The sequence below is a fragment of the Novosphingobium sp. 18050 genome, from assembly GCF_902706195.1.
Classification (GTDB): Bacteria; Pseudomonadota; Alphaproteobacteria; order Sphingomonadales; family Sphingomonadaceae; genus Novosphingobium.
On record NZ_CACSJO010000012.1, the window covers coordinates 18741 to 39594 of the forward strand.

15 protein-coding genes are annotated in these 20854 nt (G+C 65.3%); 5 read left to right on the forward strand and 10 right to left on the reverse strand.

What is annotated here, in order from left to right; all coding sequences use genetic code 11:
• Positions 1-9 precede the first annotated feature (9 nt).
• Positions 10-1467, reverse strand: a complete 1458-nt coding sequence (locus GVL61_RS13015; protein ID WP_159980704.1) for an aldehyde dehydrogenase family protein — start codon at positions 1465-1467, stop codon at positions 10-12.
• Between the two features lie 212 nt (positions 1468-1679).
• Here GVL61_RS13015 and GVL61_RS13020 point away from each other — a divergent pair, with 212 nt between their 5' ends.
• On the forward strand, positions 1680-3131 hold the full coding sequence (locus tag GVL61_RS13020; protein ID WP_159980706.1) for an NAD-dependent succinate-semialdehyde dehydrogenase: 1452 nt from the start codon (positions 1680-1682) through the stop codon (positions 3129-3131).
• A 51-nt stretch (positions 3132-3182) separates the two neighbouring features.
• Here GVL61_RS13020 and GVL61_RS13025 read toward each other — a convergent pair whose 3' ends face one another.
• The 7 genes from GVL61_RS13025 to hisS form a co-directional block, all read right to left on the reverse strand.
• Positions 3183-5057, reverse strand: a complete 1875-nt coding sequence (locus GVL61_RS13025) for a M3 family oligoendopeptidase (protein WP_159980708.1) — start codon at positions 5055-5057, stop codon at positions 3183-3185.
• Between the two features lie 218 nt (positions 5058-5275).
• Positions 5276-6490 (reverse strand): methionine adenosyltransferase, encoded by a 1215-nt coding sequence (gene metK / locus GVL61_RS13030; RefSeq protein WP_159980710.1) that lies wholly within the window; start codon positions 6488-6490, stop codon positions 5276-5278.
• Positions 6491-6535: 45 nt separating this feature from the next.
• A complete protein-coding gene (gene lnt / locus GVL61_RS13035) occupies positions 6536-8188 on the reverse strand; it encodes an apolipoprotein N-acyltransferase (RefSeq protein WP_159980712.1) in 1653 nt (550 codons plus the stop codon).
• 64 nt (positions 8189-8252) lie between these two features.
• Positions 8253-9203 carry a DUF4167 domain-containing protein gene (locus GVL61_RS13040; protein ID WP_159980714.1) on the reverse strand — a complete coding sequence of 317 codons (951 nt, stop codon included), beginning with the start codon at positions 9201-9203 and terminating at the stop codon, positions 8253-8255.
• 231 nt (positions 9204-9434) lie between these two features.
• Entirely contained in the window at positions 9435-10289 is an 855-nt protein-coding gene (gene prmC / locus GVL61_RS13045) for a peptide chain release factor N(5)-glutamine methyltransferase (protein ID WP_159980716.1), read from the reverse strand.
• A 63-nt stretch (positions 10290-10352) separates the two neighbouring features.
• On the reverse strand, positions 10353-11423 hold the full coding sequence (prfA, locus tag GVL61_RS13050) for a peptide chain release factor 1 (RefSeq protein ID WP_159980718.1): 1071 nt from the start codon (positions 11421-11423) through the stop codon (positions 10353-10355).
• Positions 11420-12685, reverse strand: a complete 1266-nt coding sequence (gene hisS / locus GVL61_RS13055) for a histidine--tRNA ligase (protein WP_159980720.1) — start codon at positions 12683-12685, stop codon at positions 11420-11422. Before hisS ends, prfA begins: the two co-directional genes overlap by 4 nt.
• A 104-nt stretch (positions 12686-12789) precedes the next feature.
• Here hisS and GVL61_RS13060 point away from each other — a divergent pair, with 104 nt between their 5' ends.
• Positions 12790-14730 (forward strand): M61 family metallopeptidase, encoded by a 1941-nt coding sequence (locus tag GVL61_RS13060; protein ID WP_159980722.1) that lies wholly within the window; start codon positions 12790-12792, stop codon positions 14728-14730.
• 111 nt (positions 14731-14841) lie between these two features.
• The gene (gene ppa, locus GVL61_RS13065) at positions 14842-15381 is read left to right on the forward strand and encodes an inorganic diphosphatase (RefSeq protein ID WP_159980724.1); all 540 of its coding nucleotides are present in this window, start codon (positions 14842-14844) and stop codon (positions 15379-15381) included.
• A 159-nt stretch (positions 15382-15540) separates the two neighbouring features.
• Here ppa and GVL61_RS13070 read toward each other — a convergent pair whose 3' ends face one another.
• Positions 15541-16290, reverse strand: coding sequence for an SDR family NAD(P)-dependent oxidoreductase (locus tag GVL61_RS13070; RefSeq protein WP_159980726.1), 750 nt, complete (start codon positions 16288-16290; stop codon positions 15541-15543).
• Between the two features lie 314 nt (positions 16291-16604).
• On the opposite strand from GVL61_RS13070, the gene GVL61_RS13075 reads away from it, so the two are divergent.
• Together GVL61_RS13075 and GVL61_RS13080 are read left to right on the forward strand one after the other, a co-directional pair.
• Positions 16605-17387, forward strand: a complete 783-nt coding sequence (locus GVL61_RS13075; protein WP_159980728.1) for a universal stress protein — start codon at positions 16605-16607, stop codon at positions 17385-17387.
• Between the two features lie 657 nt (positions 17388-18044).
• Positions 18045-20360 (forward strand): CDC48 family AAA ATPase, encoded by a 2316-nt coding sequence (locus GVL61_RS13080; protein ID WP_159980730.1) that lies wholly within the window; start codon positions 18045-18047, stop codon positions 20358-20360.
• 50 nt (positions 20361-20410) lie between these two features.
• Here the strand turns inward: GVL61_RS13080 and GVL61_RS13085 are convergent, their stop codons facing one another.
• Complete coding sequence (locus tag GVL61_RS13085; protein WP_159980732.1) at positions 20411-20692, reverse strand: hypothetical protein; 282 nt, start codon at positions 20690-20692, stop codon at positions 20411-20413.
• Between the last annotated feature and the right edge of the window lie 162 nt (positions 20693-20854).

Consider the following 20854-nt stretch of genomic DNA (forward strand, 5'->3'; position numbering starts at 1 on the left):
CCTGATCGCTCACCCGCCGATGTTCAACGTCGTGACCATCTGGAATTCGCGCAGGCCCTCGATCCCCCGCTCACGGCCAAGACCGCTCATCTTGATGCCGCCGCCACTGGCGTAGCTCGACATCACCGCACCGTTGATGTTCACCGCCCCGCTGCGCATCTTCAGGCCCACTTCGAGCGACTTCACCTTGTCGGCCCCATGCACCCAGCCCGACAGGCCGAAGCGGCTGTCATTGGCCATCTCCACCGCGTGATCGAGGTCGCGGTAACCGATCACGCCGACCACCGGACCGAAGATCTCCTCCTGCGCGGCGGGGTTGGAATTGTCGGGCAGGTCGAGCACGGTCGGCTCCCAGTAGAAGCCTTTGTCGATGCCCTCCGGCCGCTTGCCGCCGCAGACTACCCGGCCGCCCGCCTCGACGGCAGCCTGCGTGAAATGCGCGCAGCGGTCGCGCTGGGCAGCGCTGATCACCGGACCGAGCTGCGTCGCGGGATCGCTGGCCGGGCCGATCTTCACCTTTGCCAGCAGCTGAGCCATGCCGTCCAGCACCTCGGCCTTGCTCTCCTGCGGCACGAATACGCGCGTGCCCAGCACGCAGCCCTGCCCGGCATGAGAGGTGCAGACCGACAGGGCCGCCGACGGCGCACGCGCCACCGCATCGGGCAGATATATCTGCGCGGACTTGCCGCCCAGTTCCAGCACCAGCCGCTTGAGCGTAGGAGCGGCCTGCTGCGCCACCTTGGCCCCCACCGTGCACGATCCGGTGAACGAGACCATGTCGACGCGCGGATCGGTGGTCATGGCAAGGCCGCCCGCCAGCCCCGGCTCGACGATCACGTTCAGCACGCCGGGCGGAAGGCCTGCTTCCTCGGCCGCTTCGGCAAATATCATGGACGAGATGGGGGTCAGCGGATTGGGCCGCAGGATCACCGTATCGCCCGCCATGAGCGCCGGGATCACCTTCCAGAACGCGGTATAGAACGGCACGTTATAGGCCGAAATCGCCGAGACCACGCCCAGCGGCGACCAGCGCTTGAGGCTCTGCACCGTGAAATGCGGGTTGACCCGTTCGTGGATGGGCAGGGGGTTTTCCACCTGCTCGGGCAAGCGCAGGAACAGGTCGATGATCTCGTCCGTCATGCGCAGCGGAGCGTGGACCTGCGCGCCCATGACAGTAGCCGAAACCGGGCAACCGGCTTCGTTAACGGCGCATTCCTTCAGCCAGTCCGCGCGTTTGCGCATCGCCTCGCCGAAGCGGGTCATCGCCGCGCCCCGCGCTTTCATCGTCAGCCCGGACCATTCGCCGGAATCGAACGCCCGCCGCGCCGCGCCGATCGCCGCATCGGCCTGAGCGGCGGAAACACCCACCACTTCGGCGACCACCGATTCGTCTGAGGGGTTCTGCACCTCGAATCGCTCGCCTGCACCCCTGACGAAGGCGCCGCCGATGTACCCTGCGTATTCCAAAGCTGGACTCTCCCGCAAAATATTCGTATTTGCGAATTATTATTCTCTCATGAGACTAACCGACCAGCGGAAAGGCGTCAATCGCCCGACCTCGCGCTAATGCGAGGGGGTCGGTGCGCCTTGTCAGCGCTAGGGGTCGTGCCTATTCCAAGCCCGAACGTGCGGGCGTCCATCCGAGACGCCCCACCGGCAACCACGAGGAACCGCACGAAATGGCCTACACCGACTTCCTGAAGCAGCAGTGCTACATCGACGGCGCGTGGGTGGATGCCGATTCCGGCGCGACGTTCGAGGTTACCGATCCGGGCAGCGGCGCGGTGCTGGGCACGGTTCCCAAGATGGGCGCGGACGAAACCGCCCGCGCGATTGACGCCGCCGAAGCCGCCCTTCCCGCCTGGCGCGCCAAGACCGCCGGTGAGCGTTCCAGGCTGATGCGCAAGCTCTACGAACTTATGATGCTGCACCAAGACGACTTGGGCGAACTGCTCACCCGTGAACAGGGCAAGCCGCTGGCCGAAGGCAAGGGCGAGATCGCCTACGGCGCCAGCTTCATCGAGTGGTTCGCCGAAGAGGGCAAGCGCGCTTACGGCGACACCATCCCCGGCCACGCCCCCGACCGCCGCATCGTCGTCATCAAGCAGGGCGTCGGCGTCGTCGCAGCGATCACGCCCTGGAACTTCCCCAATGCGATGATCACCCGCAAGCTGGGCCCGGCGCTGGCGGCGGGCTGCACCATCGTCATCAAGCCCGCTTCGGCCACGCCTTATTCGGCACTGGCGATCGCGCAGCTTTGCGAAATGGCGGGCATTCCCAAGGGCGTCGTCAACGTGGTCACCGGCAGCGCGGGCCAGATCGGTTCGGCGCTCACCTCCAGCCCCAAGGTCGCCAAGCTGACCTTCACCGGCTCGACCGAAATAGGCCGCGACCTGCTTCGCGAATGCGCCGAGACGATCAAGAAGTGCTCGATGGAACTGGGCGGCAACGCGCCGTTCCTGGTGTTCGACGATGCCGACGTGGATTCGGCCATCGAAGGCGCGATGATCTCCAAGTTCCGCAATGGCGGGCAGACCTGCGTATGCACCAACAGGTTCTACGTGCAGGACGGCGTCTATGACCAGTTCGTCGAAAAGCTGGCCGCGCGCGTCAACGCGATGACCGTGGGTTACGGTATGGACAAGGGCACCGAGGTAGGCCCGCTGATCGACGAGAAGGCCGTCGAAAAGGTCGAGGAGCACCTCAAGGATGCGGTCGACGGCGGCGCAAAGGTTCTCGCCGGCGGTCAGCGCAACGAGCGCGGCGGCAGCTTCTTCAACCCCACCGTGATCTCCGGCGTGACGCCCGACATGAAGCTTGCCCGGGAAGAGACCTTCGGTCCGCTGGCAGGCGTGATCCGCTTCACCGACGAGGCCGAAGCGATCCGCATGGCCAACGACACCGAGTTCGGCCTTGCCAGCTACTTCTACGCCAGCGACCTGAGCCGCGTGTGGCGCGTGGCGGAAGCGCTGGAAGCGGGCATGGTCGGCATCAACACCGGCCTGATCTCCACCGAGGTCGCTCCGTTCGGCGGCGTCAAACAGTCCGGCCTCGGCCGCGAAGGTTCGCACTACGGTCTCGATGACTACATGGAGGTGAAGTACCTCTGCATGGGCATCAAACCGGCCTGAAGTTAGAGCAGACACTGCCCTCCCCCAAAAAGGAGAGGGCAGTGTCCCTTCTCAACCCAGCAGCTTCTCGATCTCGTCGATCGTCGCGCCGAAATCGGCAACCAGACCGCGATAGGGCTCCGGCCCGGTCATATCGAGGCCCGAAGCCTTGATGATGTCCACGGGATCGGCTGAGCCGCCCGCACGTAGCACATCGAGATACCGCTCCCGCTCGACCTTGCCGCCGTTCAGGATCGAGTGCGCGAACCACGTCCCCGCCGCGATCGAGGTGGCGTACTTGTAGACGTAGAACTGGCTGTAGAAGTGGGGGATATAAGCCCACTCGATGGCGTAAGGTGCATCGATCACGAAATTCGGGCCGTGGTAGCGCTTGAGCAGGTCCAGATAGACCCGCGTCAGGCTCTCGCCGGACAGGCCTTCGCCGGCTTCGGCCATCTCGTGCATCTTCAGTTCGAACTCGGCGAACATGGCCTGGCGGAAGAACGTGCCGCGCATCCCCTCGAGCCGCATGCCCAGGTAGTAGATCTTCTCTTCGTTGGTCTTCGCCTGCGCCAGCATGTACTCGGTCAGCAGCACCTCGTTGCAGGTCGAGGCGATCTCGGCGGTGAAGATCGGGTAGTCCGACAGTTCGAACGGCTGCGCCGAATCCGCCAGGATCGAATGCATCGCATGGCCCCATTCGTGGGCATAGGTGGACAGCCCCTCGTAGTTCTCGCCAAGGTTCAACAGCAGATAGGGGTGCACGCCGTAGGCCGAGCCGTTCATGTAGGCGCCGGGGCGCTTGCCGGGGCGGGGCAGCGGGTCCATCCACTTCGCCGCCGTCGCCGCGCCCAGCCGCTTGACGTAATCGGGGCCGAGCGGCGCCACCGCCTTCAAGGTGATGTTGCGCATGTCGGTGAGCGTGAACTTGCGCTCCATGCTGACCAGCGGCGGATAGATGTCGTAATAATGCATGTCCGGCAGCTTCAGCATCTTGCGGCGCAGCTCGAACGAGCGGTGCAGCTGCGGCAGGCCGGCGTCGGTTTCGGCAATCAGGGTGCGGTAGACGCTCTCGGGCACATTATCGCCAGACAGTGCCCCGGCCAGCGAACCGGGATAGCTGCGCATCCGCGCCTCGAACACATCGCCCTTGAGTTTGGCCGCCATCGCCGCGCCGAGCGAGCTTTCGAACTTGCCCATCTGCCCGAAGAAGCCGTCGAACACCGTCTTGCGGTCCTCACGGCTCGGCGCATCGCGGGTCAGTGTGTACCCTTGCGCATCGAGCCGCTGACTCCGCCCGTCCGAGAGGCTGACCGTGGGCCAGGGAATGTCTGAGTTGAACAACTGCTCACGGATGGTCTGCGGCCCGCCCAGCGGCGAGGAAGCGGCGGCAAGGATCTGCTCGCCCTTGGCATCCAGCGTATGCGCGGCCTGCCGCAGCGTCTTGCGCAGCGAATAGGCGAACCGACCCTTGAGCACGGCGTTGCCCGCGATGTAGCTCTCCACCTTATCCTTGCCGAGCGCCAGCACTTCAGGCGCAGTCCAGGCGGTGGCCTCGCCGAAGGAGGACCACAGATCCTCGACCTGCGCGTTGCGCTCCTGATTGGCGGAGACGCGCACGTCCTCGTCGGCGCGCAGCGAGGCGTGGACGTAGACGCGCATCATCTTGATGGTGACGGCGGAAATGTCCTCGAACGCCTTGGCCATGGCATCGGCGCCCTGCCCCAGCGTGCCCTTGTAGGCTGCGAGGCGCGGCAGCGCGGCGACCACGTCCTTGCGCGCCGCATCCCAGGCGGCAAGGTCGGGGAAAAGGTCGGTAAGATCCCAGGCGGCGCCGTTTGGTGCCGCGGCGGCATGGGCGGCGCCGGCAAACAGCGAAGGCAGCGCTGAGGCAAGCGGGAGCGCGGCGGCCAAGCCCAGGGCGCCCCGGCGGTCGGTTTCGATCATGGATGTGTCCCTTGCAGTTCCGCGCCCGGAAACGCGCGGAAGATGATGGGCCGAAGCTACCCAGAGATTTCGGCGAGGCAAGGCCGGACAAGCCGCCTGTCGACGCGCATATGTCGTTGGTCGAGCACCATTATCGCAAGGCCGGATACGAAAAGGCCGGACCGGGATTGCTCCCGGCCCGGCCTTTCATGTCCGGTGATCCTTCAGGACCCTATGGATCAGCCCAGCGCGGCCTTCAGTGCATCGGCGAGGTCGGTGCGCTCCCAGGGGAACAAGTCGCCCTCAGGCTCGCGGCCGAAGTGCCCGTAAGCGGCGGTCACGCCGTAGATCGGCTTGTTCAGGCCCAGGCCGACGCGGATGCCGCGCGGGGTCAGGCCGCCCAGCTTTTCAGCCGCAACCTTGGCGATCGCAGCTTCGAGGTCAGCGTCGCTGGCCGTACCCGTGCCATGGGTGTCGACGTAGAGCGAGAGCGGCTTCGACACCCCGATAGCGTAGGAAACCTGGATCGTGCAGCGCGTTGCAAGACCGGCGGCAACCACGTTCTTGGCGAGGTAGCGCGTGACATAGGCGGCCGAGCGGTCGACCTTGGTCGGGTCCTTGCCCGAGAACGCACCGCCGCCGTGCGGGGCTGCGCCACCGTAGGTGTCGACGATGATCTTACGGCCGGTCAGGCCAGCGTCGCCGTCAGGGCCGCCGATCTCGAACGAGCCGGTCGGGTTGATATGAAACACGGTTTCGGCCGTGACGAAACCTTCCGGCAGCAGTTCGGTGACGACCTGCTTCACGTAGCCCTTAAGCTCCGCTTCCTTGTCGCCCGTATCGTAGCCCGGCGCATGCTGGGTCGAGACGACGACAGCGGTTGCGGCAACCGGCACGCCGTTCTCGAAGCGCAGGGTGACCTGGCTCTTGGCGTCCGGCTCAAGGAAACGCGCCACGCCCGAATGGCGGTCGTCGGCCAGGCGATGGAGGATCTTGTGGCTGTAGTAGAGCGTCGCCGGCATCAGGTCGGGCGTCTCGTCGCAAGCGTAACCGAACATGATGCCCTGGTCGCCCGCGCCTTCATCCTTGTTGCCCGAGGCGTCGACGCCCTGGGCGATGTGGGCGGACTGCCCGTGCAGGCGATTGATGAACTCAAAGGTTTCCCAGTGGAAGCCGTCCTGCGCGTAGCCGATCTTCTTGACGACATCGCGGACGGTCTTTTCGATCTCGGCGAGCGCGCCCTCGGCCCACTCACCGTTCTCGTAGACACCCTTGCAGCGGATTTCGCCGGCAAGAACAACGAGCTGGGTCGTGGTCATCGTCTCGCAAGCGACACGCGCCTCGGGGTCCTTGGACAGGAAAAGATCGACGATGGCGTCGGAAATCTGGTCGGAAACCTTGTCCGGGTGGCCTTCGGAAACGCTCTCGGACGTAAAGACGTAGTTGCTGCGCATGAGAAACCCTGGGATATAAAGGAAGCTTTATGTGACGTCCCAGGTCTAGCCCTGTCGGCGCTTCAGTGCAACCACGCAAAGACTTGCAAAAAACAACATCGCGGCAAACCCCAGCGGTAGTACGTTTCCGTAACGGGCGAACAGCGTGGGTTCGTGCGCGAGCGGAATCATGCCATCGAGCCGCCCGGCCTGGTGGCGCGGTACGAAAGCGCGCACGATTCCGTCGGCGTCGACCACCGCGCTGATCCCGGTCGTGGTCGAGCGCAGGACCGGCAACCCTTCCTCAATCGCGCGCAGCCGCGCCTGCGCCAGATGCTGGGGCGGGCCCCAGGCGCCGAACCAACCGTCGTTCGAGGGATTGAAGATGTAGTCCGGCCGGTTCGCGGGGTCGACGACCTGGCCGCTGAAGATGATCTCGTAGCAGATCTGGATGCCGGCCTCACCGTAGACGCCGAAGTCGATGGTTCGCGGCCCCGGGCCTGGCCAGAAATCGAGTTGCCCGGCCACGAAGCGGCTGGCGCCCAACGGTTCCAGAATCCAGCGTAGCGGCAGGTATTCCCCGAAGGGAACGAGGTGCGCCTTGGAATATCCGGCAAGAATATCGCCGTCGCCGTCGAGCGCGGTGACTGAATTGCGCGCGGCCACATCCTCCCCATGTTCGATCACGACGTCCACCGCCCCGGTCAGGAGCAAACCGTAAGGTCCGATCACCCGGCCGATGCGCATCCGCGAGAGCGCGGGATCCCCGCCGTAGTTGTAGGCGCTGTAGACGTAGGCCGGATAGCCATCGCGCAGGAAGTCTGCGAGGCCCGACTCGGGCCAGAACACCACGCGCCGGTCACCTGTGCCGCGCGGCAGCGAGAGCATGGCGAGTTTGCGGAAGCTGGGCTCGAACTCGCGCGGGTCGTCGATGACCTCCTGCCTGAGGTCGGGCTGGACGAGGGTGTAGGGCACCGCACCTTCGCGCGCCGGTGGCCCCGGCATGATCATGACAAGAGCCAGTGCGCCCGCGAACGCCAGCACCGGCAGCCCCCAAAGAAGGCGGCCGATCCGGTCATGTCCGTCAGCCGCGCGTACGCAGAGGCCAGGCAATCCGGCCAGCAGGGCCAGCACGCCGGAAAGACCATAAGTCCCGATCCATGGGGTAATCAGCGCCAGGCCCCGGCTGTCGAACGGCCCCAGCAGAGCGACGCCCAATGGGTTCCAGGCGAAGCCACTGAACAGCCAACTGCGCGTCCATTCGGTGACGATCCAGGCGGCGGCGAAAGCGAGGAGGAAACTGGCGAACCGCCCGCGTCCCTGCGGCCGGGCGACCAGCCATGCGCCCAGCGCCGCCAGCGCGGGGAACAGCGCAAGGTAGACCGCGATCAGCGCCACCGCGATCATGCCCAACCATGCGGGTATGTTGGCCTGATACGTGAAGGCCGTCGCGATCCAGTTGTTGCCGAGGGTGAAGTGGCCGAGCCCGAAACACCATCCCAGTGCGAAGACCTGACGGCCTGTGCGGGCGCGGCTAATGAGTTCAAGCAGCCAGGCCACACCAATCAGTGTCAGGGGCCATAGAGCGAGGGGTTGGAAGCCGCAGGCAGCGGCAGCGCCGGCGACGATAGCCGCCAGGGCGCGGAAGGCCGGCCTTGGAGGAACCAGGGTCTGGTTCAGAAAGCGGGGAATGGGCGAAGCGCGCCGGTCTGACTGCATCGCCTAGGGCTTGTAAGCCCGGCCCGGCGCGACGCAAGTCACCTTGCGCCGCGCCGGGAAGAGATCAGCCGTTGACGGCTTCGGGCGTAGCGCCCGCATCGTCGGCCGCAGGCTTGCGAGCGCGGCGGCGGCGCGGCTTTTCCTCAGCCGCTGCTTCGGCAGGAGCTTCGGCCGAAGCCTCTGCGACTGCTTCGGCAGGCTGGGCTGCGGCAGCGCGGGGCTTGCGGGCAGGCTTGGCCGAGATCGCGGGGGGCAGCACGGCGGCATCGAAGTTGCCGCCGGGTTCTTCCGAAGCGACCTGCGACGGTGCTTCGGCGGAAGCCTCCTCAGAACCTTCATCACGGCGCGGGCCGCGCGGCTTGCGCTGCTTCAGGCCGCGGGTGCCGCGATTGTCGCGCACGAAAGGGTTCTCCGCCGGCTCGTAGACCGAACCGGGAACTTCCGGTGCGACTTCGGCTGGCGTTTCTGCCGCTGCGGCAGGTACTTCGGCTACGGCCTCGTCACCGCGTTCGGAATGCTGTTCCCGATCCTGACGTGGCTCACGCTCGGCGCGCGATTCGCGATCCTGGCGTGGTTCACGCTCAGGGCGTTGCTCACGGTCCTGACGCGGTTCACGGTCCTGGCGCGGGGCGCGTTCCGACGGCATCGGACGGTCGCCCGGCATCGAAGGGTTTTCGCCGTAGGGATCGTACTCCGAACCGAAGTCGTCGCCATATTCGGATGGACGATCGTTCGGACGCGGCTGACGCAATTCGTCCTGGCGCTGCTTCTGGTCGGCAATGACACGGAAGTAGTGATCGGCGAACTGGAGGTTGTATTCCTCCGTCACACGGTCGCCGTTCAGATGGGCGTCATGAGCCAGCTTGCGATACTTTTCGAGCATCTGGGGAGCGTTGCCGCGCGCCCTGCTGTCGATCCGGTTCGTCTGCTGACCACCCTGCTGGCGGTTGTTGTTGTTACCGCGGCCACGCCTGCGGTTGTTGTTGTTATTGTTGTTACCACGATTGTTATTCAAGGATAACGTTCCTCAAAACCCCTGGCATCCGCCCGAGCCCTACAGGCCGGTATGCCTAAATAATATGATCCCGACTGGCCCCCCGGCCGCCGTGAGCTTCACATCTGCCTTGCCGTGGAAACCCACGGCCGCTTGCAAATGCTGGAGGCGAGCCGGGTATGGGAAAACATCGTCCATAAGCCGGTTCGCTTCAATCTTTAGGCATTATAAAGCCCAATTCCAAGCGAAAACTTACGCCTCATGTATGTTTGTCCCCGAAAACGCGATGACCCGTGCCCGTCCGGCAAGGTCGTGATGGAGCCGGGCCGAAAGACCGCAGGCCTCGCCGATGGCGATGACGGCCTCTGCCTGCGTGTACCCGATCTCGACCAGCGCCGCTCCGCCGGGTGCCAGCAGGCCGGGAAGCTGCGGCACGAGGATGCGGTAGTCGTCGAGGCCGTGAGGCCCGGAAAACAGGGCCCCTGAAGGCTCGAAGGCCCTCACGGAAGCGTCCAGCGGAGCGTCGTCCTCGACATAGGGCGGGTTGGCGAGAATGAGGTCGAACGGTCCGCCGAGGGCTTCGCTCCAGCCCGGTGCGTGCCAGTCGGCGGCGATCATCGCGGCGCGATCCGCAAGGCCCAGCGCCTCGGCGTTGGCCGCTGCGATCGCCAGGGCGGCCGGCGAGCGGTCGATGCCGATGCCCCTTGCGCCGGGCAAATTAACCAATGTCGCCAGCAGCAGTGCGCCCGAGCCGGTGCCGCAATCGAGTACGGTGCGGGCATCAGGCCGGACGGCGAGAGCGGTGTCGACCAGAACTTCCGAATCGCCGCGCGGAATCAGCACATCGGGGCCGACCATAAAGGGCAGCGAAAAGAACTCCTGTTGCCCGATGATATAGGCAACCGGCTCATGGAGCGCTCGGCGCTCGACCAGCGCGGCGAAGGCCTCGGGCGCCGGGTCTCGCATCCGCCCGAGCAGGAGCTGCGAGCGGGTCACGCCCAGCGCGTGGGCCATCAGCACTTCGGCATCCAGCCGGGCGGTGTCGCTGGTTGCACTGAGATGCTCGGCGGCAGCGCGGATCGCTGCAGCGACGGTGGCGTCAATCATGCTTCGACAAGCTCAGCATGACCGGTGGCGGAAAACAGGTATGCCGCTGGCCCCACTCGCCCCTCACCCATCCATCGCCGCAAGGCGCTTGGCCTCGTCCTCGGCGATGAGGGCGTCGACCAGTTCGCCGAGGCCCGGTCCTTCGAGGATTTCGGGCAGGCGGTGGAGGGTCAGGTTGATGCGGTGGTCGGTGACGCGCCCCTGCGGGAAGTTGTAGGTGCGAATGCGTTCCGAGCGGTCGCCAGAACCGACCATGGCCTTGCGGGCCTCGGCTTCGGCGCCTTGCGCTTCGTCGCGCATCTTTTCGTAGAGGCGGGCGCGCAGGACCTGCATCGCCTTGGCCTTGTTCTTGTGCTGGCTGCGCTCGTCCTGGCAGATCACCACCAGACCCGAAGGCAGGTGAGTGATACGCACCGCAGAATCGGTGGTGTTGACGTGCTGGCCGCCCGCGCCGGATGCGCGGTAGATATCGATCTTGAGGTCCTTGTCGTCGATCTGGACGTCGACCTCGGTGGGTTCGGGCAGCACCGCGACGGTGGCAGCCGAGGTATGGATGCGCCCGCCCGATTCGGTCACCGGCACGCGCTGCACGCGGTGGACGCCGCTTTCGAACTTGAGCTTGGCGAAAACGCCCGAGCCATTGATGTTCGCGACCACTTCCTTGAAGCCACCCACATCGCTGGCATTGGCGCTGACCATCTCGATGCGCCAGCCCTGCTCGGCCGCATATTTCTCGTACATGCGGTAGAGGTCGGCAGCGAACAGCGCGGCCTCGTCGCCGCCGGTGCCGGCGCGGATTTCCAGCATTGCCGGACGCACGTCGGCCGCATCGCGCGGCAGCATGGCGATGGCGAGGCGGCGCTCGACCTCGGGCAGTTCACCCTTCAGGCGCGCGACTTCCTCGGCGGCCATGGCGCGCATCTCGGGATCGGGATCTTCCAGTTTCTGGAGCGATTCCAGCTCGCCGCGCATGGCTGCGATATCGGCGGCGACGCGCGCCACCGGCTCGATCTCGGCATAGTCGCGGCTGGCAGCGACAAAGGCCTCGCTGTCGAGCGTGCCCGAGGCAAGGCGCGCCTCCAGCTCGGCAAAGCGGGCGCCGAGCTGGGCAAGGCGGGCGTCGGAAATGCTCACGGCTGGATCGTCATCAGGACCTGTTCGACCGCGAGCCATTCCGCTGTCGGCTCACCAGCTCGCAGGTTTGCGGTCGGAACGCCGTCCTTCGCCACGAACGAGACGAGCACCTTGGCCCCGGCCTTCACCGCCTTGTCGAAGCGCTTGCGCGGGCTACCGGTGGCGATCATCTCGGCGTCGATGCCCTGATGGCGCAGCGCGGTGATGGCTTTTAGGGCGAACGACAGCGCCGCATCGTCCTCGACCGCGAGGATCGCCGTGAGTGCCGGCTCGGATGACTGCCCGGCATCAGCGACCAGCATCGCCAGACGCTCGATACCTGCGGCCCAGCCGACTGCCGGGGTTTCCGGACCGCCAAGCGCGCCCATGAGGCCATCGTAGCGGCCGCCGCCAAGCACGGTGCCCTGTGCGCCCAGCCGGTCTGTCACAAATTCGAAAGCTGTGTGCCTGTAGTAGTCCAACCCGCGCACAAGGGCCGGGGCGCGGACGAAGTCCACCGAGGCCGCTTCGAGCCCTTGTGTCACCGCACCGAAGAAGTCCTGTGCTTCGCCCGAGAGAAAGTCGTCGATTTTCGGAGCATCGGCGGTGAAAGGCTTGTCGCGCGGGTCTTTGGAATCGAGGATGCGCAGCGGGTTGCGCTCCAGACGGTCCTGCGAATCCTCGGACAGCGCATCCTTGTGGTCCCGGAAGTATTCGACCAGCGCGGCGCGCCAGGCATCGCGGCTGGCGGCGTCGCCCAAGGTGTTGAGCTGCAGCGTCACGCCGCCTGCTATGCCCAGTTCCTTGAGCAGCTGGTCGGCCATGACCAACAGTTCCACGTCGGCCATCGGCTCGGCGGCGCCGATCACTTCGGCGTCGATCTGGTGGAACTGGCGGTAGCGGCCCTTCTGCGGACGCTCGTAGCGGAACAGCGGGCCGTGCGTCGCGACCTTGAGCGGGGCGAACTGCTTCCAGCCATCGGTCAGATAGGCGCGGGCGATACCGGCGGTGAATTCCGGGCGCAGGGTCAGCGATTCGCCGCCCCGGTCCTCGAACGAATACATTTCCTTGGAGACGACATCGGTCGTCTCGCCCAGCGAGCGGGAGAACACGGCGGTCTTTTCGAACACTGGCATCTCGACCCGGCGGAAGCGGTAAAGCTTGCGCACGCGCTCGAACGTCTCGACGACGTGGGCGAAAGCCTCGGCCTCGGCGCCGAAGATGTCCTGGGTTCCCCGGATCGCCTGCGGGGTGGTCGGGGCGGTGGATGCTGCATTGCTCATGGTGCGCGCGCTTAGCCCGATTGGCGCGGCGGGGAAAGTGGCCCTGAGGAAACCGGGCGATTGGATGGTTGCCAAACGCGGCAACAAGCGCAAAGAACCACGTAATGAAGTATCGGTTCGCGGCTACAACGCTCTTCGCCTCCCTGTTCCTCTCCACTTCGGCGCTGGCCCAGGATCCTACCCGCACGACCCCGATGGCGCCCCCGCTGCCACCGGAAATTCCCGCGGCGCGCGATGTGCCCTATGCCGGCACGGTAATACTGGGGATCGACGCCAGCGACATTGACCGCGGCGTCTACAAGGTGACGCAGAGTTTCCCGGTCGCGGCCGGCACCAAGTCGCTCACCCTGCTGCAGCCCGGCTGGCTGCCCGGCAATCACTCCGAAACCGGCCCCTATGCGATGCTGGCGAACATCCATTTCTTCGCGGACGGCAAGGAAATCGCATGGGTGCGCGACACTGTGGCCGTCAACGCCTTCCACCTCGCCCTGCCCGATGGCACGAAGGAGGTCACCGCCCGCTTCGTCCACACCTCGCCGCTGCAGACCAGCGAGGGCCGCGTGACGATGACGCGCGAGATGCTCAACCTCCAGTGGGAGAAGATGAGCCTCTACCCCGCCGGCTATTACGTGCGGCAGGTCAAGGTAAAGCCGACCGTCACCTTCCCCAAGGGCTGGAGCGTCTACACCGCGCTCGACGGCATGGCGCGCAGCGCGAACACCGTCACCTGGAGCACGATCGACTATGAGCGCCTGGTCGATTCGCCGATCTTCGCGGGCATCTACACGCAGCGCTGGGATCTGGGCGAAGGCGTCTGGATGGACGTCGTCGCCGACGAGCCGGACCAGCTGAAGATCGCGCCCAAGAACCTCGAAAGCTATCGCAACCTCGTTTCCGAATCGCTGGCGACGTTCGGCGCGAAGCACTTCGACCACTACGACTTCCTGCTGGCCCTGACCGACCGCATGGGCGGTATCGGCCTGGAGCACCACCGCTCCAGCGAGAACCAGATGGAGCCCAAGTCCTGGACCGACTGGGACGCCATGGCGTGGGACCGCAACGTCGTTCCGCATGAATTCGTGCACAGCTGGAACGGCAAGTTCCGCCGCGGCGCCGATGCCTGGACGCCCGATTACCAGCAGCCGATGCAGAACACCCTGTTGTGGCTCTACGAAGGGCAGACCCAGTTCTGGGGCTATATCCTTTCCGCGAGGTCGGGCGTGCAGTCACGCGAGACGATCCTTGGCTCGCTGGCCGGCATCGCCGCCAAGTTCGCGGAAGGCACGCCGGGGCGCGGCTGGCGCTCGGTCGAGGACACCACCGCCGGTCCGCAGCTCAACCGTCGTCGCCCGCTGCCCTACCTGTCGCTCACCCGCAGCGAGGACTATTACACCGAGGGCGCTCTGACCTGGCTTGAGGCGGACCAGATCATCCGCCAGGGTACGCGCGGGGCCAAGGGCCTCGACGATTTCGCCAAGGCCTTCTTCGGCGTGCGCGACGGCGACTGGGGCGAGCTGACCTACGATTTCGACGAGATCGTCACCACGTTGAATGGCGTCTATCCCTATGACTGGGCCAGCTTCCTGCGCACCCGCCTTTATGGGACGGGCCAGCCCGCACCGCTCAAGGGCATCGAAATGGGCGGCTACAAGCTGACCTGGCAGGACAAGCCCAATCCCTACGACAAGGGCGTGTCCGATTCGCGCAAGACGCTCGACCTGACCTATTCGCTAGGCATCAACCTCAATAAGGACGGCGAAGTCACTTCCACCTTGTGGGACGGACCTGCCTACAACGCCGGTATCGTCAACACGGCCAAGATCGTGGCGGTGGGCGGGCGCGCCTATAGCGAGGACGTGATGAAGGATGCGGTAACCGCCGCAAAGTCTTCGAAAGCACCGATTGCCCTGCTGATCCGCCGTGACGATCGCTATCAGACTATCGAAATCGACTACCATGGGGGCCTGCGTTACCCATGGTTGGAAAGCACCACACCGGGCAAGACGAACGGCCTGGACCGCCTGCTGACGGCCCGCCGAAACTAAGTTCCGTTCATTCCAATAGGCGGTTGCAGTGCAATAGTTGCAACGCTAAGCCCGCGCGCATCGTGATCCAACCGGCGCGTATGTATCGCGCCAGTTAAAGTAAGGACCGTTATGCGCATCGACATGATCCCCGTTGGCGACAATCCGCCTGAAAGCCTCAACGTCGTCATCGAGGTTCCGGTCGGCGGCGAGCCGGTCAAGTACGAGTTCGACAAGGCCTCCGGCGCACTGTTCGTCGATCGCATCCTGCACACGCCGATGCGTTACCCGGCGAACTACGGCTTCGTGCCGCACACCCTCTCGCCCGATGGCGATCCGCTCGACGCACTGGTCGTCGCGCGCTCGCCGTTCATCCCGGGCTGCGTGGTGAAGGTGCGCCCGATCGCCGTCCTCAACCTCGAGGACGAGCATGGCGGCGACGAAAAGCTGCTGTGCGTACCCGTCAATTCGACCTTCCCGTACTATTCGCACGTGAACGAGAAGGAAGACCTGCCCGACATCGTCTACCAGCAGGTTGAGCACTTCTTCACCCACTACAAGGACCTGGAGAAGGAAAAGTGGGTTCGCGTCGGCACCTGGGGCAACGCCGCAGATGCCCGCCGGATCGTACTGGAAGCCATCGAACGCTACGAGGCCGACAAGAAGGCCTGATCGTCCGGTCGACGATTTCCACTCCCCATGTGGACGAGGGGCCGATGGCGCAAGCCGTCGGCCCCTTTTTCGTTTTGCGGACCAGGCAGACCGGCTTCGACAAGCTCAGCCTGAGCGGGAGTTTCCGCCCATCCCGCCCATTCCGAGCCTGCCGAAGGATCAGCTCACCACGCGCCCGCCATTGACGCCGATGGTCTGGCCGGTGACGTAGCCCGAGGCCTCGTGGCACAGCCAGGCGCAGGCATTGGCGATATCGTCCGGCTCGCCCATGCGGCGCACCGGAATCGTCTGCAGCAGCACTTCGGTCGGGATCTGGAAGCGGTCGCGGTTGGCCTCGGACATGATCGTGCCCATCACCGATCCGGGCGGGATATTGTTCACGGTGATCCCGTAAGGACCGAATTCCTGCGCCATCGACCGCGTCATGGTCACCACCGCGCCCTTCGACGAGGAATAGCAGATCATGTTGATCGCCCCCGTCTGCGCCGATGACGACGAGATGTTCACCACCCGACCCCAGGCCGCCGCCTTCATATCCGCCAGCACCATCTGCGTCATGATCATCGGACCGCGCACGTTGATCGCATAAACGAAGTCCCAGCGCTCGTCGGTCAGGTCCTCGAACGGGGTGAAGTCGGTGACGCCGGCGTTGTTGACGAGGATCGAGATCGGCCCGAACGCGTCGCGGCATTTCGCAACGGCAGCGGCCGCCTGTTCGCGGTTGGAGATATCCGCGCCCAGTGCGATGGCGCTGCCGCCCGCATCCTTGATGGACTTTACCGTCTCGGCGCAGCGCTCCTCGTCGAGGTCGAGCACGCCCACCGCGATCCCGTCCTGCGCGAGACGCCTGGAGCAGGCGGCGCCGATGCCGGCGGCGGCGCCGGTGACGATGGCAACTCTGTAGGTCATGGCTATTCTCTCCCAAGGTTATGGTGCGAGAGGCTTACCCACGATCGCCTTCAGCGGAAGCCGCGCCTGTCCAAGCCGCGCAAAATCCGCCCCGGCGACGTGCGCGCGGCGGCCCCGGCGCTTCGGGTGATCACGAACTGCCAGCATGATCCGCTGCAGTATTACGGTATGTGTCCGAGGCAACCCTCCCCCGCGCCGCTCGTTTCCCCTCGGTCCCAGCCGAACGGCGCGATCCCGCCCGCATTTGATCCCGGTCATGGAACCAGCGGCCGCCCGGGACTAGGTTCAAGGCTGCACGTAAGGGAGAAAAGATCATGCGCTCGATACTCGTGAATGCTGACCGCAAGCCCGGCAAGGACGCCCGGATTGCAACCGCAGCAGACATCGCCCGACGCGCCGATGGCCACGTCACGGTTCTCGTCGACACGCCCGTCTCGCGCTACATCGCGATGGACCCGATGGGCGGCAGCTACGTCCTGTCCGACGCCCTCGAAAAAGCGCGTGAGGATGACGATGCCGTCGCTACCGCCGCCGAAGTGCAACTCGCAGGCAGCGGCGTGGCCTTCGACGTCATCCGTTGCGAGGACGATCCCGTCACCGCGCTTTCCCATGCCGCACGGCTGACCGACCTCGTCGTCGTATCCCGCTCTGGCGGGCTCGCCGGGAACCTTGCCCTCACCTCGCGCACGCCGATCCTTGTCCTGGCCGACGACCGGCCGCTGAGCCTCCCGCTCAGACAGGCCTGCATCGCCTGGGACGGCGGTGAACAGGCCGCCGCCGCACTGCGCGCCTCGTTGCCGCTGCTGGTGGCCTGCGAATCCGTGAAACTGATTTCGGTGATCGAGAAGCGAGGCGGATTTCCTACCACCGACGCCCTGAGCTACCTCGCCCGGCACGGCGTCAACGCCGAATACGAAGAGCACGAACGCCGCGATTCGACCGAAAAGACGCTCGCCATCGCGGTCACCCAGGCACGTGCTGACCTGCTGGTCATGGGCGCCTATGGCAGAAGCCGCCTGCGCGAGTTCCTGTTCGGCGGCGTCACAGCCTACTTCCTCGGCGAAGAAGGTGGGCCGACCCTGCTGCTTGCGCACTGAACAGGCAATACTTCCGACACGATTCGCCGGACATGATTCGGCCGAATCGCATCCGGCGCCGGTCCTACCCAGGATCGGCGCCGCTTTTGCGACGGGAAATGCTTACCTTAGCAAGTAAATGGCGCGTCGCAGCAGGCAAACGTTTGCGCCCATCGCCCCGGCGGCGTGATTGAACCCGTTATTACGGCAAAACCTGAACATCGGTTCATTATCATACAAGGCGGATTTCTTGGGTTTTTCCGCGAAATTCGACAATTCATGCAGCAATATGCAACTTAAATTGCATTTTTCACAACCGTTCATCATCACTTCGCACTTGCACAAAAGGGCGATCAAAGTCATACAGACAGTGCCTTTCAGGCATCCTCTCCCAAAACTTCCACGGCCTGGTCGGCAACGACCGGGCCTTTTTTTGTCCTGCGCTGGCGTACTCGCCAGCAACCGCACGGACACTTTTCTCCGCCCTCCAGCCCTTCCTCTCCGGCCTGTTTCACACGGCCGCTGACTGGAACCGCTGCCCCGCACAGGGGTTGGTTTGCAATCGGGCCTTTGAAAACCAGGTAGGCGATACCTAGCTTTCGATCTCGCCGCCCGATCAAGCCCACGCGCATCTGACGTCGGGGGAAATCAGGGACAGGACCGGAGAAGGAAAGCGCGATGGTGGATACGGAAACCAGGACAGACGAGCGCACGGTCAAGCTGCAGGTCGCAGCCGCCCGTCAGGAAGAGAGCGGCCAGGGCATCGCCCGCCTCTCACGCGGCGCGCTGTCCGAACTCGGCGCGCTGGAAGGCGACGTACTGGAGATCACCGGCAAGGCGGTCACCGTGGCGCGCGCCGTTCTGGCCTATGACGAGGACGAAGGACTGCAGGTCATCCGACTGGACGGCCTCCAGCGCGGCAACGCCGAAGTCGGCTCGGGCGATCACGTTGTCGTCCGCAAGGCCGAATCGCGCCCGGCGCAGCGCGTGGTCTTCGCGCCCGCGCAGAAGGATATGCGCCTGCAGGGCCCGGCGGCCGCGCTGAAGCGCAACTTCTTCGGGCGCCCGATGGTGCAGGGCGATCTCGTCGCCACCACCGGCCAGCAGCAGGTCGCGGACATCCCGCCCCAGCTCAGCCGCATGTTCAACACGCCGGCCTATGCGCTGACGCAGATCCGCCTCAACGTGGTCTCCACCACCCCGCGCGGCATCGTCCACATCGACGAGAACACCGAGGTGGAACTGCGCGAGGTATTCGAGGAAGCTCACGATGCGCGCGGCGATGTCAATTACGACGACGTCGGCGGCATGGGCGACACTATCCGCCAACTGCGCGAGATGGTGGAATTGCCCCTGCGCTATCCCGAACTGTTCACGCGCCTCGGCGTCGCCCCGCCCAAGGGCGTGCTCCTCCACGGCCCGCCGGGCACCGGCAAGACGCGCCTCGCGCAGGCCGTCGCCAATGAGAGCGAGGCCAGCTTCTTCTCGATCAACGGCCCCGAAATCATGGGTTCCGGCTACGGCGAGAGCGAGAAGCACCTGCGCGAGATCTTTGAGGAAGCGACCAAGGCCGCGCCCGCGATCATCTTCATCGACGAGATCGATTCGATCGCCCCCAAGCGCGACCAGGTCCACGGCGAGGCGGAAAAGCGCCTCGTCGCGCAGCTGCTCACGCTTATGGACGGGCTGAACAGCCGCGCCCACGTCGTCGTCATCGCCGCCACCAACCGGCCCGATGCGATCGACGAGGCGCTGCGCCGTCCCGGCCGCTTCGACCGCGAGATCGTCATCGGCGTGCCGGACGAATCGGGCCGCCGCGAGATCCTGGGCATCCACACCCGCGGCATGCCGCTGGGCGAGCGGGTGGACCTGGGCGAACTGGCCCGCACTACCCACGGTTTCGTCGGCGCCGACCTCGCCGCCCTCGCGCGCGAGGCAGCGATCGAGGCTGTGCGCCGGATCATGCCGAGGCTCGACCTCGAAGCGCGCACGATCCCCAACGACGTGCTTGAAAGCCTTCAGGTCACGCGTGAGGACTTCCTCGCCGCCCTCAAGCGCGTCCAGCCTTCCGCCATGCGCGAAGTCATGGTGCAGGTGCCCAATATCGGCTGGGCCGACATCGGCGGTCTGGACGATGCGCAGCTCAAGCTGAAGGAAGGCATCGAGCTGCCGCTGAAGACCCCCGAGGCGTTCCACAAGCTGGGCATCCGCCCGGCCAAGGGATTCCTCCTTTATGGCCCGCCCGGCACCGGCAAAACCCTGCTGGCCAAAGCCGTCGCCAAGGAGGCCGAGGCGAATTTCATCTCGATCAAGTCCTCAGACCTGCTCTCGAAGTGGTATGGCGAAAGCGAACAACAGATCGCCCGGCTGTTCGCCCGCGCCCGCCAGGTCGCGCCTTGCGTGATTTTCATCGACGAGATCGACAGCCTCGTGCCCGCACGCGGCATGGGCGGAGCCGGCGGCGAACCGCAGGTGACGGCCCGCGTGGTCAACACGATCCTCGCCGAGATGGACGGCATGGAGGAACTGCAGTCTGTTGTCCTGGTGGGCGCTACCAACCGCCCGGCACTGGTCGACCCCGCGCTCCTGCGTCCGGGCAGATTCGACGAACTGGTCTATGTCGGCACCCCCGATGCACCGGGGCGGGAGCACATCCTGGGCATCCACACCAGCAAGATGCCGCTGGCCGAGGACGTTTCGCTCGCCAGCATCGCCGAACGTACCGAGCGCTTCACCGGCGCCGATCTGGAAGACGTGGTCCGCCGCGCCGGCCTGATCGCCATCCGCAAGCGCGGTGCGGCGGTGGAGCAGGTGACCGCCGCGGACTTCGAGGATGCGCTCGAAGACAGCCGCGCCACGGTGACCGAGGAGATGGAGTCCGAATATATGCGCATGAAGGGCGAGCTGAAGAAGCGCGCCATGGAAGTGACGCCGATCGGCTTCATCGCCCCCGGCATGGTCGCGCCGACGCGCGAGAGAAAGCACGGCGACTGACAGGAATGTTTTCTCCCCGAGCTTGTCTCGGGGAGAAACTCAGGCCGCTTTTACGCGCCCACACCTGTCCGCCGTGCGGCAAGGTCGCTTTCGACCCGCTTCAACCCCTCGAGCGAAGCCGTTGCGAGATCAAGGGGACGTCCACCAAGGCTTTCGCTGTCGAGATTGAGATAGGCAATCGCCCCGTCCTTCCCCAGCATTTCAAACGCCAGCTTGGTGATGGCGCCCTGCCGGCTGGCCGCATCCGGCGTCAGCTTGGGCCCGTCGGACCGGCGGAAATGGGTGCGCCGGGGCTTGGTTTCGGGGCTGTCGTCGTCTTCAGTGCCTGTCATGCATTGTCCTCAAGAAGAGTGATAGCGTGTCGCCACAGGGCGAATCGCAAGGCTGACCTGGAAACTGGCCCAAAGCCGGAGGCCAGTGGCGTTCTCATGAAACCGAACAGTGAATGATCGAGAAAATCGGGCACCGCCCGCCGCCGGCATGGGACCGGCGCA